At 61.2% G+C, this 24,089-nt stretch carries 25 protein-coding genes, 1 tRNA gene and 1 pseudogene; 15 read left to right on the plus strand and 12 right to left on the minus strand.

Going from position 1 to position 24,089, the window contains the following annotated elements; translation table 11 throughout:
- Positions 1-46 precede the first annotated feature (46 nt).
- The 3 genes and pseudogenes from AC0L2O_RS22670 to AC0L2O_RS22680 form a co-directional block, all read left to right on the plus strand.
- Positions 47-199, plus strand: a pseudogene (locus tag AC0L2O_RS22670) (transposase domain-containing protein); the annotation flags it as partial.
- A complete protein-coding gene (locus AC0L2O_RS22675) occupies positions 148-798 on the plus strand; it encodes a plasmid pRiA4b ORF-3 family protein (protein ID WP_473371264.1) in 651 nt (216 codons plus the stop codon). The pseudogene AC0L2O_RS22670 and the gene AC0L2O_RS22675, both read left to right, overlap by 52 nt.
- A gap of 501 nt (positions 799-1,299) precedes the next feature.
- On the plus strand, positions 1,300-2,889 hold the full coding sequence (locus AC0L2O_RS22680) for a hypothetical protein (RefSeq protein ID WP_473371265.1): 1,590 nt from the start codon (positions 1,300-1,302) through the stop codon (positions 2,887-2,889).
- A 221-nt stretch (positions 2,890-3,110) separates the two neighbouring features.
- Here the strand turns inward: AC0L2O_RS22680 and AC0L2O_RS22685 are convergent, their stop codons facing one another.
- Positions 3,111-3,941: a hypothetical protein gene (locus tag AC0L2O_RS22685; RefSeq protein ID WP_473371266.1), complete on the minus strand. Its 831-nt coding sequence runs from the start codon at positions 3,939-3,941 to the stop codon at positions 3,111-3,113.
- On the opposite strand from AC0L2O_RS22685, the gene AC0L2O_RS22690 reads away from it, so the two are divergent.
- From AC0L2O_RS22690 to AC0L2O_RS22710, 5 genes are read left to right on the plus strand one after another with little or no spacing between them, the layout of a single operon-like run.
- Positions 3,935-4,144 (plus strand): type II CBASS E2 protein, encoded by a 210-nt coding sequence (locus AC0L2O_RS22690; protein ID WP_473371267.1) that lies wholly within the window; start codon positions 3,935-3,937, stop codon positions 4,142-4,144. The two genes, AC0L2O_RS22685 and AC0L2O_RS22690, sit on opposite strands and share 7 nt — an antisense overlap.
- Positions 4,145-4,188: 44 nt before the next feature.
- Entirely contained in the window at positions 4,189-5,031 is an 843-nt protein-coding gene (locus AC0L2O_RS22695; protein WP_473371268.1) for a HesA/MoeB/ThiF family protein, read from the plus strand.
- Entirely contained in the window at positions 5,021-5,929 is a 909-nt protein-coding gene (locus tag AC0L2O_RS22700; protein WP_473371269.1) for a hypothetical protein, read from the plus strand. The genes AC0L2O_RS22695 and AC0L2O_RS22700 overlap by 11 nt, the downstream gene beginning before the upstream one ends.
- Positions 5,926-6,786 (plus strand): ComEC/Rec2 family competence protein, encoded by an 861-nt coding sequence (locus AC0L2O_RS22705; RefSeq protein ID WP_473371270.1) that lies wholly within the window; start codon positions 5,926-5,928, stop codon positions 6,784-6,786. The genes AC0L2O_RS22700 and AC0L2O_RS22705 overlap by 4 nt, the downstream gene beginning before the upstream one ends.
- Before the next feature lie 10 nt (positions 6,787-6,796).
- Positions 6,797-7,399, plus strand: coding sequence for a patatin-like phospholipase family protein (locus AC0L2O_RS22710; RefSeq protein WP_473371271.1), 603 nt, complete (start codon positions 6,797-6,799; stop codon positions 7,397-7,399).
- 536 nt (positions 7,400-7,935) lie between these two features.
- Here AC0L2O_RS22710 and AC0L2O_RS22715 read toward each other — a convergent pair.
- From AC0L2O_RS22715 to AC0L2O_RS22725, 3 genes are all read right to left on the minus strand, one after another.
- A complete protein-coding gene (locus AC0L2O_RS22715; protein WP_473371348.1) occupies positions 7,936-8,118 on the minus strand; it encodes a helix-turn-helix domain-containing protein in 183 nt (60 codons plus the stop codon).
- A 391-nt stretch (positions 8,119-8,509) separates the two neighbouring features.
- Positions 8,510-8,584, minus strand: a tRNA-Glu gene (locus AC0L2O_RS22720).
- 226 nt (positions 8,585-8,810) lie between these two features.
- Positions 8,811-9,155 (minus strand): hypothetical protein, encoded by a 345-nt coding sequence (locus tag AC0L2O_RS22725; protein WP_473371272.1) that lies wholly within the window; start codon positions 9,153-9,155, stop codon positions 8,811-8,813.
- Between AC0L2O_RS22725 and AC0L2O_RS22730 the strand changes: the two genes are divergently transcribed.
- The 3 genes from AC0L2O_RS22730 (at position 9,154) to AC0L2O_RS22740 (ending at position 11,917) form a co-directional block, all read left to right on the plus strand.
- Positions 9,154-10,161, plus strand: coding sequence for an RluA family pseudouridine synthase (locus AC0L2O_RS22730; RefSeq protein ID WP_473371273.1), 1,008 nt, complete (start codon positions 9,154-9,156; stop codon positions 10,159-10,161). The genes AC0L2O_RS22725 and AC0L2O_RS22730 overlap by 2 nt on opposite strands.
- 219 nt (positions 10,162-10,380) lie before the next feature.
- The gene (rpoH, locus tag AC0L2O_RS22735; protein WP_369721117.1) at positions 10,381-11,280 is read left to right on the plus strand and encodes an RNA polymerase sigma factor RpoH; all 900 of its coding nucleotides are present in this window, start codon (positions 10,381-10,383) and stop codon (positions 11,278-11,280) included.
- 295 nt (positions 11,281-11,575) lie between these two features.
- Entirely contained in the window at positions 11,576-11,917 is a 342-nt protein-coding gene (locus AC0L2O_RS22740) for a hypothetical protein (protein ID WP_369721116.1), read from the plus strand.
- A gap of 58 nt (positions 11,918-11,975) precedes the next feature.
- Here AC0L2O_RS22740 and AC0L2O_RS22745 read toward each other — a convergent pair whose 3' ends face one another.
- The 5 genes from AC0L2O_RS22745 to AC0L2O_RS22765 all read right to left on the minus strand — a co-directional run bounded on the left by AC0L2O_RS22745 (position 11,976) and on the right by AC0L2O_RS22765 (position 16,482).
- Positions 11,976-12,599, minus strand: coding sequence for a peptidoglycan recognition protein family protein (locus AC0L2O_RS22745; RefSeq protein WP_473371274.1), 624 nt, complete (start codon positions 12,597-12,599; stop codon positions 11,976-11,978).
- 33 nt (positions 12,600-12,632) lie between these two features.
- Complete coding sequence (locus AC0L2O_RS22750; RefSeq protein ID WP_473371349.1) at positions 12,633-13,844, minus strand: GGDEF domain-containing protein; 1,212 nt, start codon at positions 13,842-13,844, stop codon at positions 12,633-12,635.
- 590 nt (positions 13,845-14,434) lie between these two features.
- The gene (locus AC0L2O_RS22755) at positions 14,435-15,046 is read right to left on the minus strand and encodes a LysE family translocator (RefSeq protein ID WP_473371275.1); all 612 of its coding nucleotides are present in this window, start codon (positions 15,044-15,046) and stop codon (positions 14,435-14,437) included.
- A gap of 47 nt (positions 15,047-15,093) precedes the next feature.
- The gene (locus AC0L2O_RS22760; RefSeq protein WP_409192787.1) at positions 15,094-15,495 is read right to left on the minus strand and encodes a response regulator; all 402 of its coding nucleotides are present in this window, start codon (positions 15,493-15,495) and stop codon (positions 15,094-15,096) included.
- Between the two features lie 162 nt (positions 15,496-15,657).
- On the minus strand, positions 15,658-16,482 hold the full coding sequence (locus AC0L2O_RS22765) for a lytic murein transglycosylase (RefSeq protein WP_473371276.1): 825 nt from the start codon (positions 16,480-16,482) through the stop codon (positions 15,658-15,660).
- A 517-nt stretch (positions 16,483-16,999) separates the two neighbouring features.
- Here AC0L2O_RS22765 and AC0L2O_RS22770 point away from each other — a divergent pair.
- Positions 17,000-17,236: a hypothetical protein gene (locus tag AC0L2O_RS22770; RefSeq protein WP_369721113.1), complete on the plus strand. Its 237-nt coding sequence runs from the start codon at positions 17,000-17,002 to the stop codon at positions 17,234-17,236.
- A gap of 116 nt (positions 17,237-17,352) precedes the next feature.
- Here the strand turns inward: AC0L2O_RS22770 and rpoD are convergent, their stop codons facing one another.
- Together rpoD and dnaG are read right to left on the minus strand one after the other, a co-directional pair.
- Positions 17,353-19,509, minus strand: a complete 2,157-nt coding sequence (gene rpoD / locus AC0L2O_RS22775; RefSeq protein WP_369721112.1) for an RNA polymerase sigma factor RpoD — start codon at positions 19,507-19,509, stop codon at positions 17,353-17,355.
- Between the two features lie 378 nt (positions 19,510-19,887).
- Complete coding sequence (gene dnaG, locus AC0L2O_RS22780) at positions 19,888-21,888, minus strand: DNA primase (protein WP_473371277.1); 2,001 nt, start codon at positions 21,886-21,888, stop codon at positions 19,888-19,890.
- Between the two features lie 332 nt (positions 21,889-22,220).
- On the opposite strand from dnaG, the gene AC0L2O_RS22785 reads away from it, so the two are divergent.
- From AC0L2O_RS22785 to AC0L2O_RS22795, 3 genes are all read left to right on the plus strand, one after another.
- The gene (locus AC0L2O_RS22785) at positions 22,221-22,547 is read left to right on the plus strand and encodes a BrnT family toxin (RefSeq protein WP_473371278.1); all 327 of its coding nucleotides are present in this window, start codon (positions 22,221-22,223) and stop codon (positions 22,545-22,547) included.
- 19 nt (positions 22,548-22,566) lie between these two features.
- Positions 22,567-22,803, plus strand: a complete 237-nt coding sequence (locus AC0L2O_RS22790) for a BrnA antitoxin family protein (protein WP_409191970.1) — start codon at positions 22,567-22,569, stop codon at positions 22,801-22,803.
- 209 nt (positions 22,804-23,012) lie between these two features.
- Positions 23,013-23,576: a chlorite dismutase family protein gene (locus tag AC0L2O_RS22795; RefSeq protein WP_409191969.1), complete on the plus strand. Its 564-nt coding sequence runs from the start codon at positions 23,013-23,015 to the stop codon at positions 23,574-23,576.
- Here AC0L2O_RS22795 and AC0L2O_RS22800 read toward each other — a convergent pair.
- On the minus strand, positions 23,573-23,971 hold the full coding sequence (locus AC0L2O_RS22800) for a gamma-glutamylcyclotransferase family protein (protein WP_473371279.1): 399 nt from the start codon (positions 23,969-23,971) through the stop codon (positions 23,573-23,575). The genes AC0L2O_RS22795 and AC0L2O_RS22800 overlap by 4 nt on opposite strands.
- Between the last annotated feature and the right edge of the window lie 118 nt (positions 23,972-24,089).

Raw genomic sequence — 24,089 nt, forward strand, 5'->3', positions numbered from 1 at the left:
TCTGGGGAAAACGATCCGACTCGGCATAGTTCGGCGGGCGGCATAAACCTGTAAGCTCAATGGCGTCAGTGCCGAGCACTGGCTCGCTGATGTTCTCGCGAAGCTCGTCAATGGTTGGCCTGCGGCGCGACTGGACGAACTGCTCCCTTGGGCGTCGATCTACACGATGCATGCACACGACCCGAGGCTGGCGGCATGAGCCTGAACACGACCGCGGTCCGGATCAAGGTGACCCTCAAGGACGTGAAACCGGAGGTGATGCGATGCCTTGTCGTGCCGCTCACGCTGCGCCTTGATCGGCTGCATCTGACGCTTCAGACGGCGTTTGGCTGGGCGAATAGCCATCTCTTCGAGTTTTTGGCTGGCGACGGACGTTGGGGTATCCCTGATCCCGATGGAGATTTTGGCCCTCAACCCATCGATGCTCGCAAGACGCGGCTCTCCAATATCGTTCAAGAGACCGGCGCGAAGACGATCCATTATCTCTACGACTTCGGCGACAGCTGGGATCACGTGATCAAGCTCGAAAAGTGGTTCGACAACACCACGACGGAGGGCATGCCCTTCGTGCTCGAGGCCGCCGGTCGTTGTCCTCAGGAAGACGTCGGTGGTGCGCCAGGCTATGCCGAATACCTCGACGCCATCAGCGACCCTGCTCATCCGGAGCACGAACATATGCGCCGCTGCGGCCCGGAGCGGTTCGATCCCAACGTGATCGACCGTAAGGCCCTCGAGGTCGCCGTCAACGCGTTGTCCGACACATGGAAACCGCGGCGACGCGCCACGCGAACAAAATAGACGTCAAGCGCGATTCAAAAGGGCCGCAGAGCTACGCTTACACTTGATTTCAATGATCGCATGGTTGCGTCCCATGTCGCCTGGACAATGAACCAGCAGGTCCGGCTTGGCATAGCTTGCGTCCAGTCGGGACAGGGCGGGATGTGCGGCCTTGTCCACCTCACCGTTCAATCGGAACGGCCCATCGTCGGGCCATCATCGGGCCATCGCCGCCGCCTCTGGTGGTAAAGCTCGCAACAGTAGACACGCTCGCGATAGACAGGGCCGCCACCCTGGATCGGCAATCGGAGATACTCATGGCCCATCTCCGCCGTCGCCGAAGCCAGCAAATTGCTCAGCATATTCATGACCGGCTGCCCCAGGACTCGTTTCGCGTTGGGCCCAAGCTAGGCGCCGCTTAGGAATTTGCATAGGCCGATATGCTAGACCAGGATTATCATGACGGTGGGCTTTCCAGAACCGCTTAGCGGCGCCCCTCGGGGAACACACAGGTTAGCATGCATGGCGGTTAACGAGGCGATCATCGAGGCCGAAAGGGCGATTGACCAAGCTTTCGAATCTTCGCCTCTGCTATCACTGCCATCCAATCAGGCCATGTGGACTGTTCTTGCCGTTAACGAGGACATCTTCCTCAGAATGCATACCGAGCGACCGCATGAGGAGATGCACATGGTCGCCGATGGGCTGCTCAATTCTTTGACTCATCCTCTGCGCGCCTGCATGCGAAGGCGGACCGACAGCAGCATCTCGGTTCGTCGCACGTACGTGGCCGAGGATTACGGCCATGCATGGCAGTGGCTGAAACGGGCCCAACAATACGACCAATTCTGTACCGTCTTTCCTCTCTGGTACCGAAAGAGGTTGAAGCTATCGGTCGAGGGCAAGCGCCTTTTGATCGAGCCCGTGCATAAGGACGACAAGACTTACGAAGCATATAATCGACTGATCCGTAAGGAGGGACGGGAAGATCCTGTTCTCGAACAACCACCGGCAGAGCTGCTGCGCCTTTTGCGGGGTCGGGCAAAGCTGCGGGAAACTTGGTTTCGGCTCAAGTTTGATCGGGAAGTCGTCGCGCGTTTGGTCGATTTTCACCGCGAGCCGACATCGCGGCGTTTCACCCTCCCCGACCATTGGCGCTTTTTGAACTTCTCTCTCAAGGAGTACCGGACTGTCATGGTGACGATGCAGTCCATGATGCACGGTTGGTACCTGGTTCGAACCATGGCCGCAAACGGCGGCATGAAGGGCATGGGCTATCCATCGTCGGTCTGGCTTTTAGACAAGGACGACCTAGCTAACCAGCTCGCCGAATACGCCAATGTTCCTCGCCGACCACTCGATGCCATTCTCGATCTTGTTACCTTCGGGTCGAACGGCATACTCAATCCCGATGTCGCGACGCAGCCGCTTATCGACCTCGCTAACGGCCAGGTTGCGCTGGCGCCATTCATCTTTCTCAACCTAAACGTCGAGCGCAACCTTTGCACGCTCCTAAATCAGATAAAGGAAGAGCGCGCCCACTACTCGCGCCTTGTCGATATGAAGGAGGATGCATTGATCGGCGAGATTCGACAGTTTCTCGCCGACACGGAGCTTGAAGTCATCACCGGAAAGCTTCAAAGCACAGACGTTGACTGCGCGATCATCGATCGAAAAACCAGGCGCTGTCTTTGCCTTGAGCTCAAATGGTTCATTGAGCCAGCCGAAATTCGGGAGATTGGCGATCGTACGAAAGACCTCAAGAAGGGCGTAACCCAGGCAAGGCATCTCAATGCACTTTTCCGAACGAACGACGAGCGACTAGAACAGCTCCTAGGCGTCAATTCTGACTACGACTTCCTCAGCGCTATCGGGTCGGTGAACTGGATCGGCATGGCGGATGTCCAGGACCCGTCCATCCCAATCGTGAAGGTCTGGCATCTGATGGGTGAACTGAAGGAGAAGGGCCTGCCCGCCATCATGAGCTGGCTGCGAAAGCGCGAGTATTTGCCTAAGCCCGGCAGGGACTTCAATGTCGTTTCACTTCCCATCAAGGTCGGAGATTGGAGCGCCGACTGGTACGGCATAATGGCGCCGCATCCAGATCGCTGACAGGATCGACAACGATCAACAAAACACCGCGCCCCCGTCGGGACGCGGCCTTTGTGCACTGGACCATGAAGGCAAGCGAGGCCACGCCCGCATTAGGACCGGAAGGATCTGGAATCGTAGCGGAATGGTTTGGAATGATCCGCAATGACCGTTCGACAGGCCGCCTCGCCCAAGAGCAGCGGCGAACATCGGCTCGACTACACTCAGAAGGATGTCAGTCGCTAATGGCGCTTTGGCAACTTCAAGACAGCCTTACCAAGCTCCTGCAAGAGATCTTCGCCGTGCAACATGCCGCTCATCGTGTCTTCGAGGAACTCGTCAAAATCACCATTGTTGATTGACGACTGGCTGGCCGCGATGATGAAATTGTAGGGCGTCACATACCGCGCGCGAAGTTGCGTTCGGCCGCGCACGTCTTCAAGCCTCCCCTCAATCTCTGCTGCACCATCATCATATTGGGATCGGGTGATGACGTGCTTGCCATCGACCAAGCCATATTCTTCCCAATAGTATCCGAAGTCGCCCTCGCCACTCGTTTCCTCAGCGATACGCTCGGCCGTCTTGGAATATATGCCGATCGGCTCCATCGGGTCGAGCTCGACATACACAAAGTCGCAATAATAGGGGCCCGGCTTCACGGCGGCGATCCGTCGGATCAAAAGCTCATTCTCATCCATCAGATAGAGCCGGTCGCGAACTTGCTCGAACGCGAGAATCCGCAGATTGCTCGATCCTCGAAACCACCAAACCGGCTCAGCGTCCGCGTACTCTAACGGTGCCTCCAGCAGCTTGAGAAGGCGTGTTTTGACCTGTTCAGGATCGTCGAACCACTGCACTCCGCGAACACCTGGAAAGGCCTGAGCAAAACGCTCGGAGAACCACACGGTACTGTGCTTCCCTCTCAACGAGGCAAGCTGTTCATCCGTCTTACTCAAACGTGCACGCGCCGCATCGCCGATAATTTCTACAAAGAGCAGGTGGTCAGACGACCAATAAAAAGCAATACGTATCGTCGATCCGATTTCCCGATAGCTATCCGAATGCAATGCCACGCGTCTACATCGACGCGCCGGTCATTAGCTACGCGCCCCATCGCTATACGGATGGAAACATTTGCTACATGCACCATGCAATGCGGAATCCCGGCGCGCACCATCTGACCTTTGTCATCGGCCGAGCGGCGAAATGGCTGAACAAATACGAAGTGTGGCTCAACAACGGAGGCGTCTGGCCTGGCGCCGAATTGCAGCACTAGAGGACAGCAACGACGAGTAAGCGACCTGGAAGGAACGAAGCGTTATGACTGATCGCACTTTCGAGAGGATTGAAGCGCTTTTCGACATCGCGAGTTTCGCGGACGTCAAAGTGTTGGTTGCCGGCTGCGGTTCGGGAGGCGCCAATGTTGCTCTGCAGCTTGTCATGTCAGGCGTCCGAAACTTTACCCTGATCGACACTGATATCGTCGGGCCCGAGAACATCATTCGGCATGTCTGCGGTCGCCGCTATATCGGGCAAAAGAAGGTTGATGCCGTTGCCGACGTCCTCCTCGATCGCAACCCCAAGGCAGCAATCACCAAGGTCGACGCCGACATCATGACGTACGCCGGCTTGGGCGACGCGATTGCGAGTTCGGACGTCGTGGTACTTGCGACGGACAATGAGCCATCGCGCTACACTATCAACGAGATGTGCGTTCAAGGCCGGGTCCCGTTCGTGGTCGGCAAGGTGTTCACGCGCGGCATCGGAGGTGAAGTCTTCGCTTATCGTCCGGGTGGTCCTTGCCTCGCATGTCTTGAAGCGGCCCTGCAGCGCACACCTTTCCGAAAGGGGATCAAAGAAATCGAGCTCGTCAGTGAAGAAGAGCGCGAAAAAGTCTACGGGATGGAAATCGCCGAAATCAAAGACTCGCCTGGACTGACGGTCGATATCACCTTCATCACTGCATTTCATACGCGCTACGCGCTGGCTCGGCGTGTTCCTGAACGTCCGAAATTTCTCGACCCCATCGATGAGAATTATCTCATCTGGGGCAATCGACCTGTTCATCCATTCAACAAGCACTTTCAACTGCAGCGTATCTCGCTGAGCCAGCAGGAGCAGTGCGCGGTCTGTGCTTCAGGGAGTGTCGCCCATGCTGTTTAAGTCGAAGAAGTCAACGATTGCGATCTCTATCGCGCGCGGCGTCCTGGACTCGGGTTTTGACGAATGCGATCGGTACGATGCTGACGAAACCGGCGGTCGTCTGCTCGGTACCTACCGTCAAAACAAGAACCATCTTGATATTGAGGTCACGGGAGTCCTGGAGCCAGGTCCGAACGCACAACGTACGCCAACGTTTTTCATGCAGGACGGCGACTATCAGGAAAAGTTGTTCCGGGAGATCGAGGCCGCGCACCCCGATGTCGAGCATCTTGGCAATTGGCACACGCATCACGTCAACGGCTTGCAAACATTGAGCGGCGGCGACAAGGCGACCTACAATCGGGTCGTCAATCATGACAAGCACAATACCGACTTCTTCTATGCGCTGCTGGTCGTCAAAAAGAACCGCAGCCATCCCCGCTACACAGTGAAGCACTTCATCTTCCGTCGCGGCGCCGACAATTTCTATGAAGTGCCCCATAGCGAGGTTCAGCTCGTCGACGTGCCGCTGTTGCGGCCCGCCAACCACGCCGCACCCGTGAGGGAGCGATCGAACGCACCACAGACAGCGGCCAACCCTGAACGGGTCAAAGACCAGGATTTCTTTTCAGACTTCTACCCGGGGATGAAGGTACTTCTCGCCAAGGAGATGAACGCACCCTATTGGAAAGGCTCGTTGCCGCTGGTGGATGGCTCGCGGGCCGATATCGTGGCCGTCGAAGATCCCGAAGATGCGACGAGATCCTATTCCATCGTCAGCTCCTGTAAGAATCCGATGTTGGCAGAGACGCTGGCGAAATATCGGGCTCGCAAATTTCCGTCCGCACGACACGCCGTCATTAATTTGGAGCGTGACCTAAATCAGGGACTTTATCAGGGCCGCGGGGGCAAGGGATGAACATCGTTGCGGTGAATGTTGGCCAAGGCGCCCTTGTAATTGTGCGCCATCAAGGGGAGGCCATCATTGTTGATTGCCAGGTCCCGGCATCGGGGGATGACACCGTGGCCTCCGTCAAGCAAATGATGGCTCTGGCGCTCAAAAATAATCGTGTCAGAGGTTTGATCCTGACGGGATTTGACAGCGACCACAGCGAGATTGTCGGCGCGTCGATCGTGCTGCGCAAGTATCGACCTGACTGGATTATGTACCCCAGTTATTACAAGGATACGGCCGAGGCCAAACGGGTGTTTGCCCTCATCGCGAGTGAGGTGAAGGCCCGGCAGGATACGAACAATCCCCTCACCCGCATCGGGGTTCGGCTTGATCGGCTTGCGAGCCGCACTCTTACCGGTCTCTCGGACAAATTTGATTTCGAGCTGTTCTCGCCGCACACCGAGGACATGGATTCGTCCAACAACTGCAGCATCGTGCTCAAGTTGACTGGCAGAGGATCGGGTGGATTTTCCTACCTGATTACGGGCGATACCGAGAACCCGCGATGGGACACTATCAGCAGGCTTTTTGGCAGCGCCCTGAAATCTCACGTTCTTGCGGCGCCTCACCATGGATCGAGGAACGCAACCCATCCTAAGTCGCTGCTCGACATCGCCCCCCATACTATTCTGATCAGCGCGGGCGTGGAGAGCCAGTATGGACATCCGCACTCTCAAGCATTGCAGGTGTACGCGCGAGTGGCCAAGCACGTCTTTTCAACCCACATGGAAGGTGGGGTCTCGCTGCTCACACAGCCCGGCCAAACGGAGATCACGACGACGCTGATCCGGCCCATGGGCGCTCAAGCCGACGTTGCCTGACCAGGTGGGTATGGAAGACCCGACGAAAGCAAAGATCGGGCTAGCTCTCTCGGGCGGCGGCTCGCGCGCGATAGCATTCCACCTTGGATGCCTGCGCGCGCTCGATAATTTAGGGCTACTGGACCAGATTGCCATCGTGTCGACGGTGTCGGGTGGCAGCGTTATTGGTGCTTATTTTCATGCGCACGGCGGCGATTTCCCTTCCTTTGAGATGAAAATCCGAGACCTTCTGGCGGAAGGTCTCGTAAAGCGCATGTGCCGCAAGCTGTTGAGCCCGCTTGGGTTCAAACTTATGGCGGCGTCGCTGCTAATCGGTGCCGTGGCACTTGGCACTTTGCTCGTCCGTATTCACGACGCGCAGCGTTTCGGACTGATCAAAAATTTCATCTTTCCATATCTCGGGCAACTCGATCGCCAATTGCCCAACCCTCCTCCGGATTTGGTTCGCCGGGAGGAAACTCATTCGTATCCTACGAACTTCAACGCAATGCCGGTCGACTGGATAGATCGACTAAGCCGGCGGGGCGAGCAGCTCACAATCTGTCTGGCGCGCGCGTACTTGCCGCATCTCCTCAATGATCCGTCAAAATTGAACCGCGCTCAAACTGCCTAGGAGCGTGCCATGCTGCGCGGAGCCGCCGACAGGGTTTGGGAGTCCTGTCAAAGTTGTGAGTCCAAACGTCGCGCCTCAACCGCACCAGTCTCGCACTAGAATAACGCGAACGAAACGCCGCAAACGCGATGGAACTCGAGCGAAACTGCAGCAAAATCAACAAAGCTGGTCGATAGGCTGCCGCCCATAACGGCCTGGTTGCTGGTTCGAGTCCTGCGAGCACTTATCGGAAATTCGCCCGCGCTAGATTCTTGACTTGAAATGTTAGGTCCACGGAATTCAGCCGGCTGGAGCGTGGCCTGCGACCCACGCCAACGCTCCCGAACGAAAGCAGCAAGTGACAAGCGGATGCGAGCTAACGTCAACTTCCGCATCAGGAGACGAATGGAATCCGTGGCGCCTACACCCATGCCGCCGAATTCAGGCAAGAGCGCCGTGCTGTTGATGCGGTAGTGGGAGCACGGTCGTGTCATCAAAATGAGTGCCTGAGGAAATGCGCGTTCAAAGTGGTGTTGCCCCCTTAAATCGCGCGTCCACTAGTTCGACATATTGGTGTCAAGGAGCGCCAAAAGTGAGCGCACCACTACTAGTCGCCGACGTCCGATCATTGTCGTGATGATACGCCCAGTTCCTATCAACTCGTAAAGCTTCGTGCGTCCCAAGCCGGTCACTACGCATGCATCGTCAATCGTGCAGCTGAGCCGCTGGGCGAATGGCATCGTACTCGGTTCTGCGGCATTCGGAGCGGATAGATTAACTTGTGACTGTTGTCCGCCAGTTTTCTCTCGTCGATTGTGTCTCACGTGGCCCTCCTATTCGCACAAAACTCGACAGGACAAGAGTTGATTGTGCGACGAGCAACGTCAATGCGAACACCCGAGAGCGCTCGCGTACGACAGCGCACGTCAGCGGGGGTTTGAATATTTCCGGATATCAAGGGCGACGAGGAAATTTTTCGCGAATGCGCCAGCCACAGCGACGCATTGCGCCGAGGCCAGTCTGCTAAATGTAGGCAGTAAATTCCCTAAGCGTTCGCCGCTGTTCACCAGCGTCTTATTCAACCATTATTCAACGAACGTGGCTGATGGCGACCTAAGTGCCTGAGTTTGCTGGCGCTCCCTAGGGGAATCGAACCCCTGTTTCAGCCTTGAGAGGGCCGCGTCCTAACCGCTAGACGAAGGGAGCGTGAGGGAGAGGACATAGCCTCGAATTTTGCCGGCGGCAAGCGGGGATCGAGGGGTTTCAGAAGCGCTCTCCGCCGTCGTCCTGGCGAAAGTCAGGACCCATTACCCCATACGCGGATGGTTAAGCCCGATCGGAGTGACGATCTCGTTCGTGGAAACCGGATTCGGTGGCTATGGGTCCTGGCTTTCGCCAGGACGACGGCTGCTGCCAGTTTCCGGGGCCAGCCCTACGGCTCATTGACAAATTTCAGCTTTCCGGCGGGCCGCAAGGTGTGGACGTCGAAGGTGCGGATTTCGGTGACTCCGCCGACATCGAGCGTCACCACCAGCCGGTCGCCGGCGACGCCGGTCGCCACGATTTTGGCGCCCTTCGGCAGGGTGGCGGTGACGTCGCTGGGCGCCTCGGCCGCCCTTCCCTCCGACTTGAAAAGGCGGTAGCCCACCCCGATCAGCACGGCGCAGATTGCCAGCGCCGTGGTCAACCCCGCGATCAGCATCATCCGCCGCACCCGCGCAAACAGCGCGGCCTGCTCGGGGCTCGGTTCGGGAACAGCGGTATCAGACGTCGTCATGGAAAGCTCGGGTTCAGCGCAACGGTTGGAGGTCGTGGTCGGCGGCGACGAGGGCTCGGCCCGGCTCGACCTCGTGCTGGCGGCGCACCTCGCAGATCTGTCGCGATCAAGGCTGAAAGCCCTGATTCTGGCGGGCGCGGTGAACCTCAGAGACACCGCAGTCCGCGACCCCGCTTATCACGTCACATCCGGCGATACGATCACAATCGACGTGCCGGAGGCGGCCCCGCCGGAGCCCAAGGGCGAGGACATCGCGCTCGACATCGTGTTCGAGGACGACGACATCATCGTCCTCAACAAGCCGAAGGGGCTGGTGGTGCACCCCGCGGCCGGGCACGAGACCGGCACGCTGGTCAACGCGCTGATTGCCCATTGCGGCGCCTCGCTGTCCGGCATCGGCGGGGTGCGCCGGCCCGGCATCGTGCACCGACTCGACAAGGACACCACCGGGCTGATGGTGGTCGCCAAGAACGACCTCGCCCATCAATCGCTATCAGCGCAATTCGCCGACCACGGCCGCACCGGACCGATGCGGCGCGGCTACATGGCTTTCGCCTGGGGCACCCTTGGCCGCCATCGCGGTACGGTGGATGCACCGATCGACCGGCATCCGTATGCGCGGGACAAAATGGCGGTGCGGCAGGGTGGCCGCGAGGCCGTCACGCACTGGGAAATCCTGGAGAGCTTCACGGGCCGCGACGGCAAGCCGATCGCGGCGCTGCTCGCCTGCGAGCTCGAGACCGGCCGCACCCACCAGATCCGCGTCCACCTCGCCCATATCGGGCACCCGCTGATGGGCGATGCCGTCTACGGCCCGCATTTCAAGACCAAGGCGAACCAGCTCGCGCCTGCGGCGCAGGCGGCCCTGACCGCTCTTGGGCGCCAGGCGCTGCACGCCTATCTGCTGGTATTGGAGCACCCGAGAAGCGGAGAACTTCTGCACTGGGAGGCGCCCTTGCCGGAGGATTTGCTTCTCCTCCAGGGCACTCTGAAAGCGGCGCTATGACGCTGGCCGATTCAGAAAAGCTTTACATTACAAAAAGTTATGGCAGCCACACGGGGACGTGACGTCAGTAATCCTTCCCTAAATGACCCCCCATGGGGTATATTGCGCCTGCGTTGAAATGACCAACGCGGAACATCGCAGCACCGATCGGCTTTAACCAAGCGGTCGTCTGCCTGGCCCGCCGCTATCGGGGGCCTGAACCTGTTTGGAGGGCGCACTATGGCCCGTACCGCTACCCTGCCGGTCCTCAATGGAGAATCCGGCCTTTCCCGTTACCTCGGCGAAATCCGCAAGTTTCCGATGCTGGAACCCCAGCAGGAATACATGCTCGCCAAGCGTTGGCGCGAACACGATGATCGCGACGCCGCGCACCAGCTCGTCACCAGCCATCTCCGGCTCGTGGCCAAGATCGCCATGGGCTATCGCGGCTACGGCCTGCCGATCTCCGAGGTCGTCTCGGAAGGCAATGTCGGCCTGATGCAGGCGGTGAAGCGTTTCGAACCCGAGAAGGGTTTCCGTCTCGCTACATACGCCATGTGGTGGATCAAGGCGTCGATTCAAGAGTACATCCTGCGTTCGTGGTCGCTCGTGAAGATGGGCACCACCGCGAACCAGAAGAAGCTGTTCTTCAACCTGCGCAAGGCGAAGAGCAAGATCTCCGCGCTGGACGAAGGCGATCTCCGTCCCGACCAGGTGGCCATCATCGCCAAGCGTCTCGGCGTCACGGCGCAGGACGTGATCGACATGAACCGCCGCCTCGGTGGCGACGCGTCGCTCAACGCACCGATCCGCGACGACGGTGAAGCCGGCGAATGGCAGGACTGGCTGGTCGACAATTCGCCCAACCAGGAAGCCATGCTGGCCGAGCACGAGGAATATGATCACCGCCGGGACGCGCTCAATGGCGCCATGGGCGTGCTCAACCCGCGCGAACGCCGCATCTTCGAGGCCCGTCGCCTCGCCGATGAGCCGATGACCCTGGAAGACCTTGCCGCCGAGTTCGGCGTGTCGCGCGAGCGCGTCCGCCAGATCGAGGTCCGCGCCTTCGAGAAGGTGCAGTCCGCGGTCAAGGGCACGATCGCAAGGGCCGAACAAGCCGCGCTGGAAGCCGCGCACTAAGCGCGAGGATCCGGCGCCAGAGACTGGCGGATCGAAGAGACAAGAAGCCGGCGGCAACGCCGGCTTTTTTTTGTTGGGGTGCAACCTCCCCGTCATGCCACGCGAAAGCGGGGCATCCAGTACGCCGCAGCGCTTGTTGCAAGAGCGAGTATGCCAAAGCTCTTCTCTGGAATACTGGATCGCCCGGCTAAACCGGGCGATGACAGCCGGGTTGTGGCTCTGCCTTGAACCCGTGCTGCCGGTCAACCGACCAAAGGGATTGGGCCGATAGCCCCAAGAGAACGGACGGGGCGCCGTGGCGATCATTCTGCAATCCACCGTCGGCGGCTTCTCCGCCCAGTTCATGCGCAAGCTGCCGCTGGTCGAGCAGGCGATGCGCGACCACGGGCTCGAGCCATCGGAATTCGTGATCTCCAAGGACAACGCCTCGACCGCGACGGTGCCGTTCGTCGGACCGTTCTTCTACGATTACAGCGTGTTCTTCGGCGACGACCAGTTCACCGTCACCGAGCCGAACGACATGGTGTTTCTGGAGTTCTTCTTCAAACGCGTGCTGGCTGCCGACGGCCCGCCGGAGCTGCCGGAGCGGCCGGGATTGATCCGGCGCCTGTTCGGCTGGATGGCGCAGACGGTGTGACCCCCTTCGTCATTCCGGAGCGCGCGTAGCGCGAACCCGGAATGACGAGTGAGAGCGCTCACTCCCCCCAAATCCTTGCCAGCGTCGCGAGCCAGCAGCCTTCGCAATAGCGGGCGTCCTTGTAGTCGATCCAGTTGTGCGCATAGACGTGGTCGAGCGGGATGCCGTAGCGCGCGCGCAGCAGCTGGACCAGGATCTTCCATGCCCCGACCTGCGCCGGGGTCGGGCCGGTCGTGACATCGGGATAGTTGCCGGCGAACTCGACACCGATCGAATTGTCGCGCACGACCTGACGATAGGTCGGCCTGTTATCGATGTACTTGTTGTCGTTGCGGTTGGCGCCGTCGCCATGGGTCGGCACCAGATTCTCCGCGACCGCCCAATAGACCGTGCCGTCGGTCTCGACCCACACCGTGACGCCGCGCCGGGTCGGATTCTTAAACTGCTCCAGCGCGCCACCGCGCGCGGAGCCCGTTGGCCCCTCGGTCTGGTGCACGATGATGTTGCCCCAGGAATGGGCGTTGCCGACATCGCCCCAGGGCGCGAGCCAGACGATCTTCAGGCCGGGAATGTCGGGCGTGCCCGAGCTGCGCGCGACTTTGGCGAGCTCGGCATCCGTTGCGGCAGCGGGAGCGATCAGCAGCGCGGCCAGAATGGCCGCAAACAGGCGAGACATCATCATCCGGGTCCCATGCGACCCAAGCCTAGCACGGCCTCAGGCGAATTTGCGCGTGGCCTCGACCGGTCCGGCCGGCTCCGGCGAGAGCGGCGGGGCCGGATCATAGACGGCAAGATCGTTCTTGCCGTTCTTCTTGGCGGCGTAGAGCGCGTGATCGGCGTGCGCGATCAGGCGATCCGCAAATTGGCCGATGCCGCGGTCCCATTCCGCCACACCGATCGAGATCGCGATCGGGATGTCGGTGCCGGCGCAGCCGGCGGCATCCTTGCGACAGACCTCCAGCACGCGGTGGGCGATCATCGCACCTTCGCGCAAGGAGGACGACGGCAGCACGACGCAGAACTCGTCACCGCCGGTGCGGGCGAGCATGTCGCCCGGCCGCAGCCGCGTCTGGGCCATCAGGGTGAAGTGCTGCAGGCAGGCGTCGCCCGCAGCGTGTCCATGGGTGTCGTTGATGGTCTTGAAGCCGTCGATATCGATCACCAACAGCGAGAACGGCTCGCCGCTGCGCTCCGAGCGGGCGCATTCCTCGGCCAGGCGCTGGAGCAGATGGCGGCGATTGGCGACGCCGGTGAGATCGTCGAGCAGCGCGAGGTCGGCGACCTCATTGCGCAACCGGTCCATCGCCATCAGCAGGAAGCCGAAATTGAGCGTCATCGACAGGAACAGGAGCGCCAACACCATCACGGCATGAGACTGGCTGCCGGCCAGCGACGAGAAGTCGCCGCCGAGCAGATTGCCCAACGTACGCGCCACGAAGATCGCGATCACGGTGATGATCACGACGCCCGACAGCCGCGCGCCCGGGCTGACACGGCCTTCCGGCGGCGACAGCAACAGCGGCAACGACAACAGCAGCGGCAGGGCCTGACCAATGGTGTAGCAAAGCATGCGCAGCGGCATGTGGTCGAAGACGAATTTGAAGAACATGATGCCGCCGATGCTCAAGGCCGCCGATGCGAGCATGAGGCGCCAGGACACCGGCCGATCGTAGAATCGATGGATGCCGATCGCAGCGAGAGAGGTCGCTGCGATGACGCCGGCGCCGGCGATCAGGAGTGGCAGAGGCGACGTGACGAACAGGCGGATCAGGCCCGTCAACGCCCCCGACGCGCCGACAAAGGCCGACGCCATCCAGAACCGCGCAGCCTCGAATTTCGGATAGGAGCGCATCACGTAGGCCCAGATCAGGCCCAGCGCAAGGAAGTTGAAGACGAAAACCGTCCAAAGCGTCGGCACGTTCAGCATGGCGCCCGCCATGCGCGCAGCATCCCGCCCCCTGTCTTTGACAGCCGTTCGTCCATGACCCCGTCCCCGTGTTCTTGCGGAGGACAATGCCCGCCTTGCGCTTAACGGAGTCTCACTGCGAACTTCGAAAGCCCGCCTTTGGTTTTGGATTCGTGAACGGCGCGCGGCGATTGTCGGATCGTTAGGCATGTCGCCGACGTCCATGTGTGGTGGCTGCCGCGCGTGCTGCGATGCGCCTTCGCGGACAAAAACGACCGAAAATGCATCTGAGCTGTGGATAACGCGATGACACAGATGTGACGGCGCGGGGCAGGAGCGCGCGAATCTGCTGAGCTTGTCGTCGAGGATGTTGCGAGGCTGGCCCTCCGCCGAGCATCCCTCGTGTCGCGTTTCACCATTAACCCTCAAGAGGATCCTATGGCTAAGAAAGCGAAGAAGGCGGCGAAGAAGAAGGCGAAGAAGGCCAAGAAGGCGAAGAAGAAGTAACGAGGCTTCTTTTTCTTTGCCCGGGTGGAGCCTCGCTCCGCCCGGGCTTCGGGCAAGGCTTGAGAGATTGCAGGTGGCGGGCGCAAAGCCCGCTTTTTTATTGGCTATCGCTCGGCAAACGCGAGCTTGGCGCCCAGCAGCGCAAAGCCTGCCGCGAAACTGCGGCGCAGCCAGGCCATCACACCCGGCTGCGAAATCACGCGCTCGCGCACCGCGGCGGCGCAGAGGCCGTAGACCACGAACACCGCAAACGTCATCGCCATGAAGGCGCCGCTCAATTCCAGCATCCGCGCCAGCACATGGGACTCCTCCGCCGCAATGAACTGCGGCAGAAAGGCGAGAAAGAAGATCGAGAGCTTTGGATTGAGGATATTGATCAGGAAGCCGGTGACGATGACGCGGCCGCTCGGCCGCTCCTTGATCTCGGCCTCGACCGCAAGCGCACCTCGCTCGCGCAGCGCCTGCCAGGACATGTAGAGCAGATAGGCGACGCCGCACCATTTCAGCGCGGCAAAGGCGAGAGCGCTGGTGTGGAGCACGGCGGCCAATCCGAGCATCGCCGCGGTCATGTGCGGCACGATCCCGAGCGTGCAGCCGAAGGCGGCAGCTATGCTGGCCCGCGAGCCGCGCGTCAGGGCCGCGGCGAGCGTGTAGAGCACACCCGTCCCCGGAGAAGCCACGACGATCAGCGAGGTCAGCAGGAACGACCAGGACATGTCATGTCCCTACCACCCCTGCCCGGCCCGGAGAAGTCACGAGACGGTCAGTGCGTCCACGGCGAGGCGCTGCGCTCGGACAATTGCGCGATCTCGGCCTCGCGCAGCACGTCGAGCGGCGCCCATGGCTTGGCCCAGAATTTCGCGCCGTCAGGCAAGGCCTGCATCAACGGCCGGCCGGAGGTGACGACGACGTCGAGCTTCGGATTGCGGTCCTTGGCGACGTGCGCCAGCTCGACGCCGTTCATGCGGCCAGCGAGCTGCACGTCGGTCAGCATCAGGCAGAGCGCGCCGGCGTTTTTGTCCAGGACAAGTTCGGCTGCCTCGGCGCTTTCGCATTGGATGACCTCGAATCCACTTTCCTCCAGAAGGAGGCAAAGCATCTCGCGCTGCATGACATCGTCTTCAACAATCAACGCGGTCGCCTGATATGGCTGTGCTTGTCCCATTGGCCGCTCCCAAAATGCGCTCTTGGCCCCAGTAACGTATGTTAAGGGCGCGAGCTGCAGATGGTTCGGTTCCAAACTGAAAAAGTGTACATAGAGGTTCCACGCGTTCGCCGGTGATGACGCGCGCGAGTGGCGCAAGTCCGCAGTCTCACCAACCTGCCGTCACTGCCCCATCAACCGATCCGCAAAATATCCGATCGTCTTGCGGTAGATCAGCGCCCTGTTCCACTCGCGCATCGCCTCGAAATTCGCGGTGCCTTCGCCATAGGGTTGGCCCATCTTGAAGCCGCTGGTGTGGAGCAGGTTCGCGGTCGAGGCGAGCACGTCGGGGACGCTGTGGCGCAGGTCGACGCGGCCATCGCCGTCGAAATCGACGCCGTATTTGATGTAGGACGACGGCAGGAACTGGGTCTGGCCGATCTCGCCGGCATAGGCGCCGATGAGGTCGCGCAGCGGCAGGTCGCCGCGCTGCACGATCTTGAGCGCAGCGAGCAACTCGCCCTGGAACAGCTCGGTGCGGCGGCAGTCATGCGCCAGCGTGGTGAGCGTGCGGATCACCGGCAGCTTGCCCATGTCGCCCTTGCCGAAATCGCTTTCCAGGCCCCAGATCGCGACCAGGATCTGCCGCGGCACGCCGAACTGCTGCTCGATGCGCGACAGCAGCGCAGCGTGACGCTGCAACAGCGCACGCCCGCCATTGATGCGGCCGGGGCCGACGCGGGTGGAGACATACTGCTCAAAGCTCTTGTTGAAGGTGTAGCGCTGGCGCCGGTCGAACGCGAGCACGGCGCCATCCTCGGTGATTCCGCTGAACGCGGCGCTCGTCACGCTCGCGGAGACGCCGGCTGCCTGCGCTTCCGAGGTCATGCCAGCGACAAAGCTGTTGAAGTCCCCACCGCAGCGCGCAGCCTCCGCTTGGCTGCCAGCCAGAGAGAGGATGAAGGCAGCGACCAAGCCTCGTCCGAGCATCACGGCGTATCTCAACATGCGGGAAAATCCTCTGGAAAATGTGCGCGAAGCAGCGCTGCGATCATGCCCGGGAACAGCGGAACGGTCAAAGCCGCGAGCCTTAGCCTTCAACGACGACCAGCCATCGATGCGCGGCGGCTCGAGGATCGCGTCGTACAAAGCGCCAAACCTGAACGACAGGGAAACTGACCCAGCGCTTCGAGAGCACGCTGCAACCCGCGATGACGATCGGCTCAGCTCCGACGCGTTCGCTGCGACGGCAACGCCGGCACGATTTAACTTGCCACCTCATGGCGCAAGTTATAGCGTTCTATTCTAGGTTGTCGCCCCGCCAGCCCCGGGCGGCACTGAAGACCAAAAATAAACGGCGGGCTTTTCGGCCCGCCGTTTATTGAGGTCAGGGTCGCATCGACGACACGAGGCGCCTGGCACTGCGATCGGGCGAACGGATTACGTCGCGCAGAAAGCCCTCCGGCCGACCCTCGCAGCCGCCAAAGTCGTTTGACTATGGCGTCCTGATCGACGACAAGCCCCCATGGCCAAAAAACCTGGAACCAATCCCAAGGGCGAATTCGCCTTTTTCAACGTCTTCTATGAAGACGGCTCACAGCGCTCCAACCGGCGGGTGCCTTCGGAGCTGCTCGGAGGCCTTGATGGCGATGAGCCGGCCCGTGCCTTCATCATGGAGCAGGACCGTGAGATCGCGGAAAAATCCGGCCGCCCCGCGCTGGAGATCAAAACCCTCGAGCGGGTCGGCGCGAAGAAGAAGTAGCGGCTCCGCCCGCGAGACACGCGAAACATTGGCACAAACAAGAACGGCGGGCCCTGGCCCGCCGCTTTTGTCTGGATTGGTGATGCCCGGACTCTCGTCCGGGCATGACACCTGAATCAGTTATCGAGGAACGACCGCAGCTTGCGGCTCCTTGACGGATGCTTCAGCTTGCGCAGCGCTTTCGCTTCGATCTGGCGGATGCGCTCGCGGGTGACCGAGAACTGCTGGCCGACTTCTTCCAGCGTGTGGTCGGTGTTCATGCCGATGCCGAAGCGCATGCGCAGCACGCGCTCTTCGCGTGGGGTGAGCGAGGCGAGCACGCGCGTGGTGGTCTCGCGCAGGTTCGACTGGATCGCGGCGTCGATCGGCAGGATCGCGTTCTTGTCCTCGATGAAATCGCCGAGGTGCGAATCCTCTTCGTCACCGACCGGCGTCTCCAGCGACAACGGCTCCTTGGCGATCTTGAGGACCTTGCGGACCTTCTCCAGCGGCATGCCGAGCTTCTCGGCGAGTTCTTCCGGGGTCGGCTCGCGGCCGATCTCGTTGAGCATCTGGCGCGAGGTGCGCACGATCTTGTTGATCGTTTCGATCATGTGCACGGGAATGCGGATGGTGCGCGCCTGGTCGGCGATCGAGCGGGTGATCGCCTGCCGGATCCACCATGTGGCGTAGGTCGAGAACTTGTAGCCGCGGCGGTACTCGAACTTGTCGACCGCCTTCATCAGGCCGATGTTGCCTTCCTGGATCAGATCGAGGAACTGCAGGCCGCGGTTGGTGTATTTCTTGGCGATCGAGATCACGAGACGGAGGTTGGCTTCCACCATCTCCTTCTTGGCCTGGCGGGCTTCGCGCTCGCCCTTCTGCACGGAGTGCACGATCTTGCGGAACTCGATGATCTCCAAGCCCGTGAGCGCTGCGAGCTGGTGCACCTCGTGGCGGAGGTCCTTGATGCGGTCCTTCTCGTGATGGACGAAATTCTTCCAGCCCTTGGCCGAAAGCTTCGAGACACGGTTGAGCCAGCGCGGATCGAGCTCCGAGCCGGTGTAGTTGCGCAGGAAGTCCTCGCGCGCGACGCCGTGGCTGTCGGCAAGGCGCATCAGGCGGCCCTCATGCGACACGAGGCGCTTGTTGATGTCGTAGAGCTGCTCGACGAGTGAATCGATGCGGGCCTGGTTCAGGCGCAGCGACTTCACCTCGACGATGATCTCGTCCTTCAGCTTGCGATATTTGCGCTCCTGGTGCGGCGAGAGCGAGGGCCCATGCGAGGTGCTCTCGAGCTGGTTCTGGATGTCCTGTTCCTGAAGCTTGCGCAGCTTCTTGTAGCTGTCGGCGATCTTGTCGAAGATCTCGACGACCTTCGGCTTGAGCTCGGCCTCGATCGCCGCAAGCGACATCTGGTTCTCGAACTCGTCGTCCTCGTCCATGTCGGCTTCGGCGGCGGATTCCGCAGGATCCTTCAGCGCTTCGCCGGTCGTTGCGCCGGCAGGCGCGGCACGGAACGGAGTTGGGGCCGGCGGCGCGGCCGGAGGCGCCACATGCGCAGGTGCGCCCGCTACCGCAGCAGCCTGGCCGCCTTCGGCCGGCGCTTCGCCGTTCTCGCCGGCGGGACCGCCGATCATCGCGGTGTTCATGCCGGCTTTGGCATCGGGGCCGGCATAGGTCGCTTCGAGATCGATGATGTCGCGAAGGAAGATCTTTCCTTCGTTCAATTCGTCACGCCAGATGATGATGGCCTGGAAGGTCAGCGGGCTTTCGCAGAGGCCCGCGATCATCGCCTCGCGGCCGGCCTCAATGCGCTTGGCGATGGCGATTTCGCCTTCGCGGGACAACAGCTCGACCGTGCCCATCTCACGCAGATACATGCGCACGGGATCGTCGGTGCGCTCGCCCGGCTCGCTCTTCTTGACTTCGGTGACGGCCTTCTGCGTGACCTCGACGAGCTCGTTGTCGGTCTCGTCCTCGCCACCCTCGTCCTTGTCCTCCTCGCCTTCGCTATCGTCGGCTTCGGTGACGTTGATGCCCATGTCCGAGAGCATGGACATGATGTCCTCGATCTGCTCGGGCGAGGTCTGGTCGGACGGCAAAACTTCGTTGAGCTGATCGAAGGTCACGAAGCCGCGCTTCTTGGCCTGCTTGATCATCTTCTTGACTGCCGCGTCGGACAGATCGAGCAACGGCGACGGCGCGTCCTGGGAGTCCTTCTCCGGCGCGTCCGCTGCCTTGTCGTCTTTTTCCTTGTCTTTCGCCTGCAGCGTCTTTGCCTTGGTGGCCATCCATTGCTCCTAAACGCGCTTCATGCAGAAGGCTCAAAGGCCTGCCCGCGTGAAATCACTTGAACCTGTTGCTCGACGCTCTCGCTTCGTCAGATCGCGACACGGAAAGGGCGGCGCGAACCTCTGATCGCCACCCCCAACTTTCTCTCGCCGGATTTGCCTAACGCTTCGTGAGCACCTTTGTCGCAGCGGATGCAGGTGAAGTGCCAACAGCTATGCGCGGATTCATTCCTGACGCGTCTGTTCTGCCTGCGGCCGCCTGGGGGCCAAAGTGCTACAAGAGCGTTAAGCCTCGATTAACCCTGTTTTTGCCGCCAAACCTTGGATTTGGCGAGTCTTTTAGCGGTTCCGGCTCCGACCGTCCGCATGATTCTTTCATCACACGCTCTTCTGGAACCGGCCCGACAGCTCGCCAAAACCCTCGATCAGGGCCTCGGTGCCGTCGACTTCGCCTATCCGAGCCTTGACATCACGCAGCCACGCCAAATTGGCCTCGCTGGAATCCTCCCCCAAGGCCAGCTCGGCGTCTTTCAGCTCTCTAAGTAGTGAATGCCACTGCCGATGCAAGGCGACGAGCTGGTGCCAAGTGGAGAGAACGTCGTCCCGGGCCGCGCCTTCCCTGGCCCCCCACACCGCCTGGGTCGTGATTCCATTCTCAACTCTTTGAAGAAGCTGAGAAAATCCACTCTTCTCGATGTCGCTTCGCATCTTTTCAGCCTGCTCGCCGGGATCCGGGCTGTGGTGATGGTCATTGGCGAAAGCCGCGATGATGCCGGCCCGCAGCTTGTGGGCCTCGGGATGGGCCAGCTCCAGGGCGGCCACCTCCTCGAGGTGCTCATGCAGCAGCCAGGGATGGTTGATCAGGATTTGCAGGATCAGGGCTTCCCGGCGGGAGATGGCACTGCGCTGCCCCCGCATGATCGGGCTCGCCGCCAGTTGGGCGCTCGCCGCCTGATAGGGGCCGGAGGGGAGCGGCGTGGGGCCCGGTGCGCCGCGGCGTCCCTGGCCGCCGAATCGATTCGCCTGCCCGGCGCCGCGAGGCTGGAATTGGCGGCCGGCGGGGCCGGAGCGGAAATTGCCCCGGCCGGCAAAGCCGCCGCGTCCGCCGTCCGGCGCAAAGGTGCGCTGGAGTCGCTCGGCGAGATCCTGGCGATAATAGCGCCGGACCACCTCGTCGCGGATGCCGTTCGACAGCTCCTTGATCCGCGCCTCCAGCGCGGCGCGGCGTTCGGGTGTAGCGAAATTGCCGCCTTCGAGCTCGCGCGACCAGATCATGTCGGCGAGCGGTCGCGCGGCTGCAATAACTTCCTCGATCGCACCACGACCGCCCGAGCGCACGAGATCGTCGGGGTCCTGTCCTTCCGGCAGCAATGCGAAGCGCAGGCTCTTTCCCGGTGCGAGGAACGGCAGTGCCAGGTCGGCGGCGCGATAAGCAGCTTTTTGACCTGCCTTGTCGCCGTCGAAGCAGAGGATCGGCTCGTCCGCCATCTTCCAGAGCAGCGCGAGCTGGTTTTCGGTCAGGGCAGTCCCGAGCGGCGCGACACTGCCCGGAAAGCCCGCGGTGACCATGGCGATGACGTCGACATAGCCTTCGACCACGATCAGCGCGCTGCCGTCGTGGGTGGCTTTGCGCGCGGTCTGGTGGTTGTAGAGATTGTCGCCCTTGTGGAAGAGCGGCGTCTCCGGCGAGTTCAGGTATTTTGCCGCAACGTCCTTTTCGAGCGCGCGCCCGCCGAAGGCGATGACGCGGCCGCGCAAATCGGTGATCGGAAACATCACGCGATCGCGAAAGCGGTCATAGGGCACGGGGATGCCGTCACCGGCAACGAGCAGGCCGGTCTCGACCATGTCATCGACCGAGACGCCGAGCTTGCCGAGATGCTCCTTCAGCGCAAAGCGATCGGGCGGCGCGTAGCCGATACGGAACTGCAATTGCGTTGCCGGCGAGAGCGCCCGGTCGGCAAGATAGCCACGCGCTTTCGCACCCACACGCGACGCCAACGTTTCCGCGAAAAACTTGGCGGCAAGATCCATGACATCATGCAGCGACTTGCGCCGTTGCTCGTGCCGCGCCGCATCCGGCGTCACCGCCGGCAGCGGCAGGCCCGCCATGTTGGCGAGCCGCTCAACGGCTTCGGCGAACGGCAGGCCGTCGGTCTCCATCACGAAGCTGATGATGTCGCCGTGCTTGCCCGAGGAGAAGTCGTGGTAAAAACCCTTTTGGTCGTTGACGTAGAAGGAGGGCGTCTTCTCCTGCTGGAACGGCGACAGTCCCTTCCACTCGCGCCCAGCCTTCTTCAACTTGACGCGCTTGCCCACGACTTCGGAGACCGAAAGCCGGGCACGCAGCTCGTCGAGGAATTGGGGCGTAAAGCGCATGGGCTGTGTGTAGCGCGAACCGGAGTGAGTCGGGCGAAGGATCAGGGATATAGGTGCGGCCGGTTCTAAAGTTAGGTTTGTCTGGGTTATGCGGGTTATTCGACCTATGCACAGGGAGGAAAGTTTCTCGCGAAACGAAATCCCCACCCGGAGTTCCTAGACTACCCGCCCATGCAACAATCAGTGTCGAGCTTTCCCAGCGGGACCGGAATCGTTGACATACAACGATTACGTTTGTATATACAGGCATACGATGAAGTCGCGGCTACGGCTTCAGACGTCATAGCAAACCTCATGCGCGGCAAAATGCGGTGTCATTTGGATACTTTGCCATGACGGAAGATTTGCAGTTGCTGTTCGCGGGCGTTCGCGACTTCGGATGGGATCCGAAGAAGCGCGCGACCAACTTGCGAACTCACGGAATCGACTTCGAGGACGCGCGCGGAATTCTCGAAAGCTATACCTTCATCCGTCGATCGGATCGCAATGACGAAGTCAGGTACCAAATCTTCGGTTACATCGACGGGCGGGAAGTCGCGGTCACCTGTGCGATCCGCGGGACGGTCTGCCGGCTCATCTCGGTCCGGCGTGCGCGAGAAGACGAACGGCAGAAATACTACAATCGTTTCAAGGGACTCCCCGAGGAAAGGGAAGACTGACTGGGCTCGCGTCGACGCGTTGACGGATGAAGACATCGCCGAGGCTGTCGCCAACGATCCCGATGCGGTGCCGATCGATATCGACTGGTCGGACGCTGTGCTCGTGATGCCACCCAAGAAGAAGGCCATCTCCATCCGGCTTGACGAGGATGTGCTCGATTTCTTCAAGCGCGAGGGCAAGGGCTATCAGCGGCGCATGAATGCGGTGCTGCGCTCCTACATGCAGCAGAAGTCGAAGCCGAAGAAGCGGGCTTGACCGGCTCGACGTTAGTTTGATCTCGCCCTCTTTCCGTCATTCCGAGGCGATGCGACAGGCCGCGCGAAGAGCGGCCCGCAGCATCAAGCCCGGAATCCATTTCTCCCAGCATCCCGGCGGCGCGATGGATTCCGGGCGCGCGCCAACAGGCACGCCCCGGAATGACGGGAAAAGCTTGAACCGCGCCCGGTTCCACGCTTCCATGGGCCATGTTCAGGACGTTTCGAGGCGGCCAGAGCGGGGGCTGGCGGGTGACCTCGGTTTCGCCGGTGACGGGCGAGCCCCTGCCTTTCATGCCGGCGCTCTCGGTGATCGACGGCGATGCCGTCTCGTTGCCGCTGGTGCCCTCGCGCAATGCGTGGCGGCTGGTCGGCGTCCCCAGCGCGCTTCGCTACACCGAGCGCGTCGAAAAGCAGCAGCTCACCGCGGTCCAGGCCGGGCTCGGCCGGATCGAGGCCACTTGCGCGGCGCTGATCCCGATCCGCAAATCGCAGGCGTGGTGGGAGCTGACGCAGGAGGAGCGGCGCAAGATCTTTGAAGACAGATCGCACCACATCGCCAGCAGCTTGCGCTTCCTGCCCGCGATCGCGCGCCAGCTCTATCATTGTCGCGACCTCGGCGAGCCCTTCGATTTCCTCGCCTGGTTCGAATTCGCCCCCGCGCATGGCTCGCTGTTCGAGGAGTTGGTGGCGATGCTGCGGCAAACCGAAGAGTGGACCTATGTCGAGCGCGAGGTCGATGTGCGCGTGGTCAAGGAAGTGCTGTCCGCCTAGTGCTGCAGAAAGCGGCCGGATGCGATGCGCGGCAGATCGGTGACCGGCCAGTTGTAGATATAGGTCCAGGCCTTCTCGATCGTGCCGTCCGCGCGCGTCACGTCGACCAGCTTGCGCAGATATTCCGTCGGCTCCGGAAAGCCTTCGCCGCAGGCCTCGTACATGTCGAGTTCGCGCAGCAGTTCGTCCCCCGCGCGCAGATGGAACAGCTCGCCATGGACGAGATCGGACGGCGCGTCCGACAGCAGCAATCCCGGATAGTGCTTGATGAGCACCAGCCTGCCGCGGCAGGTCGCGTCTCCGAGGAAGTCCGCATGGCCCGCAAGCAGCCGCGCCATCGGATGGTCGAAGCCGCGCATCAGGGTGCCGTAGACGAAGAGACGATCGGAGGTCATGCGCGCTCTATAAACTCTCGACGCCGTCATTGCGAGGAGCTCTTGCGACGAAAGCAATCCAGACTGTCGCCGCGAAGGGAGTCTGGATTGCTTCGCTACGCTTGCAATGACGAACGCC

Source organism: Bradyrhizobium sp. Kon10 (assembly GCF_055807395.1).

Excerpts from the sequence above, each read along its gene's own strand:
- AC0L2O_RS22680 (WP_473371265.1), top strand. The coding sequence starts at position 1,300 with ATGGCGGTTAACGAGGCGATCATCGAGGCCGAAAGGGCGATTGACCAA.
- AC0L2O_RS22690 (WP_473371267.1), top strand. The coding sequence starts at position 3,935 with ATGCCACGCGTCTACATCGACGCGCCGGTCATTAGCTACGCGCCCCAT.
- AC0L2O_RS22695 (WP_473371268.1), top strand. The coding sequence starts at position 4,189 with ATGACTGATCGCACTTTCGAGAGGATTGAAGCGCTTTTCGACATCGCG.
- AC0L2O_RS22700 (WP_473371269.1), top strand. The coding sequence starts at position 5,021 with ATGCTGTTTAAGTCGAAGAAGTCAACGATTGCGATCTCTATCGCGCGC.
- AC0L2O_RS22705 (WP_473371270.1), top strand. The coding sequence starts at position 5,926 with ATGAACATCGTTGCGGTGAATGTTGGCCAAGGCGCCCTTGTAATTGTG.
- AC0L2O_RS22710 (WP_473371271.1), top strand. The coding sequence starts at position 6,797 with ATGGAAGACCCGACGAAAGCAAAGATCGGGCTAGCTCTCTCGGGCGGC.
- AC0L2O_RS22715 (WP_473371348.1), bottom strand. The coding sequence starts at position 8,118 with ATGCCATTCGCCCAGCGGCTCAGCTGCACGATTGACGATGCATGCGTA.
- AC0L2O_RS22730 (WP_473371273.1), top strand. The coding sequence starts at position 9,154 with ATGGAAAGCTCGGGTTCAGCGCAACGGTTGGAGGTCGTGGTCGGCGGC.
- AC0L2O_RS22725 (WP_473371272.1), bottom strand. The coding sequence starts at position 9,155 with ATGACGACGTCTGATACCGCTGTTCCCGAACCGAGCCCCGAGCAGGCC.
- rpoH (WP_369721117.1), top strand. The coding sequence starts at position 10,381 with ATGGCCCGTACCGCTACCCTGCCGGTCCTCAATGGAGAATCCGGCCTT.
- AC0L2O_RS22745 (WP_473371274.1), bottom strand. The coding sequence starts at position 12,599 with ATGATGATGTCTCGCCTGTTTGCGGCCATTCTGGCCGCGCTGCTGATC.
- AC0L2O_RS22750 (WP_473371349.1), bottom strand. The coding sequence starts at position 13,844 with ATGCTGAACGTGCCGACGCTTTGGACGGTTTTCGTCTTCAACTTCCTT.
- AC0L2O_RS22755 (WP_473371275.1), bottom strand. The coding sequence starts at position 15,046 with ATGTCCTGGTCGTTCCTGCTGACCTCGCTGATCGTCGTGGCTTCTCCG.
- AC0L2O_RS22760 (WP_409192787.1), bottom strand. The coding sequence starts at position 15,495 with ATGGGACAAGCACAGCCATATCAGGCGACCGCGTTGATTGTTGAAGAC.
- AC0L2O_RS22765 (WP_473371276.1), bottom strand. The coding sequence starts at position 16,482 with ATGTTGAGATACGCCGTGATGCTCGGACGAGGCTTGGTCGCTGCCTTC.
- AC0L2O_RS22770 (WP_369721113.1), top strand. The coding sequence starts at position 17,000 with ATGGCCAAAAAACCTGGAACCAATCCCAAGGGCGAATTCGCCTTTTTC.
- rpoD (WP_369721112.1), bottom strand. The coding sequence starts at position 19,509 with ATGGCCACCAAGGCAAAGACGCTGCAGGCGAAAGACAAGGAAAAAGAC.
- dnaG (WP_473371277.1), bottom strand. The coding sequence starts at position 21,888 with ATGCGCTTTACGCCCCAATTCCTCGACGAGCTGCGTGCCCGGCTTTCG.
- AC0L2O_RS22785 (WP_473371278.1), top strand. The coding sequence starts at position 22,221 with ATGACGGAAGATTTGCAGTTGCTGTTCGCGGGCGTTCGCGACTTCGGA.
- AC0L2O_RS22795 (WP_409191969.1), top strand. The coding sequence starts at position 23,013 with ATGTTCAGGACGTTTCGAGGCGGCCAGAGCGGGGGCTGGCGGGTGACC.
- AC0L2O_RS22800 (WP_473371279.1), bottom strand. The coding sequence starts at position 23,971 with ATGACCTCCGATCGTCTCTTCGTCTACGGCACCCTGATGCGCGGCTTC.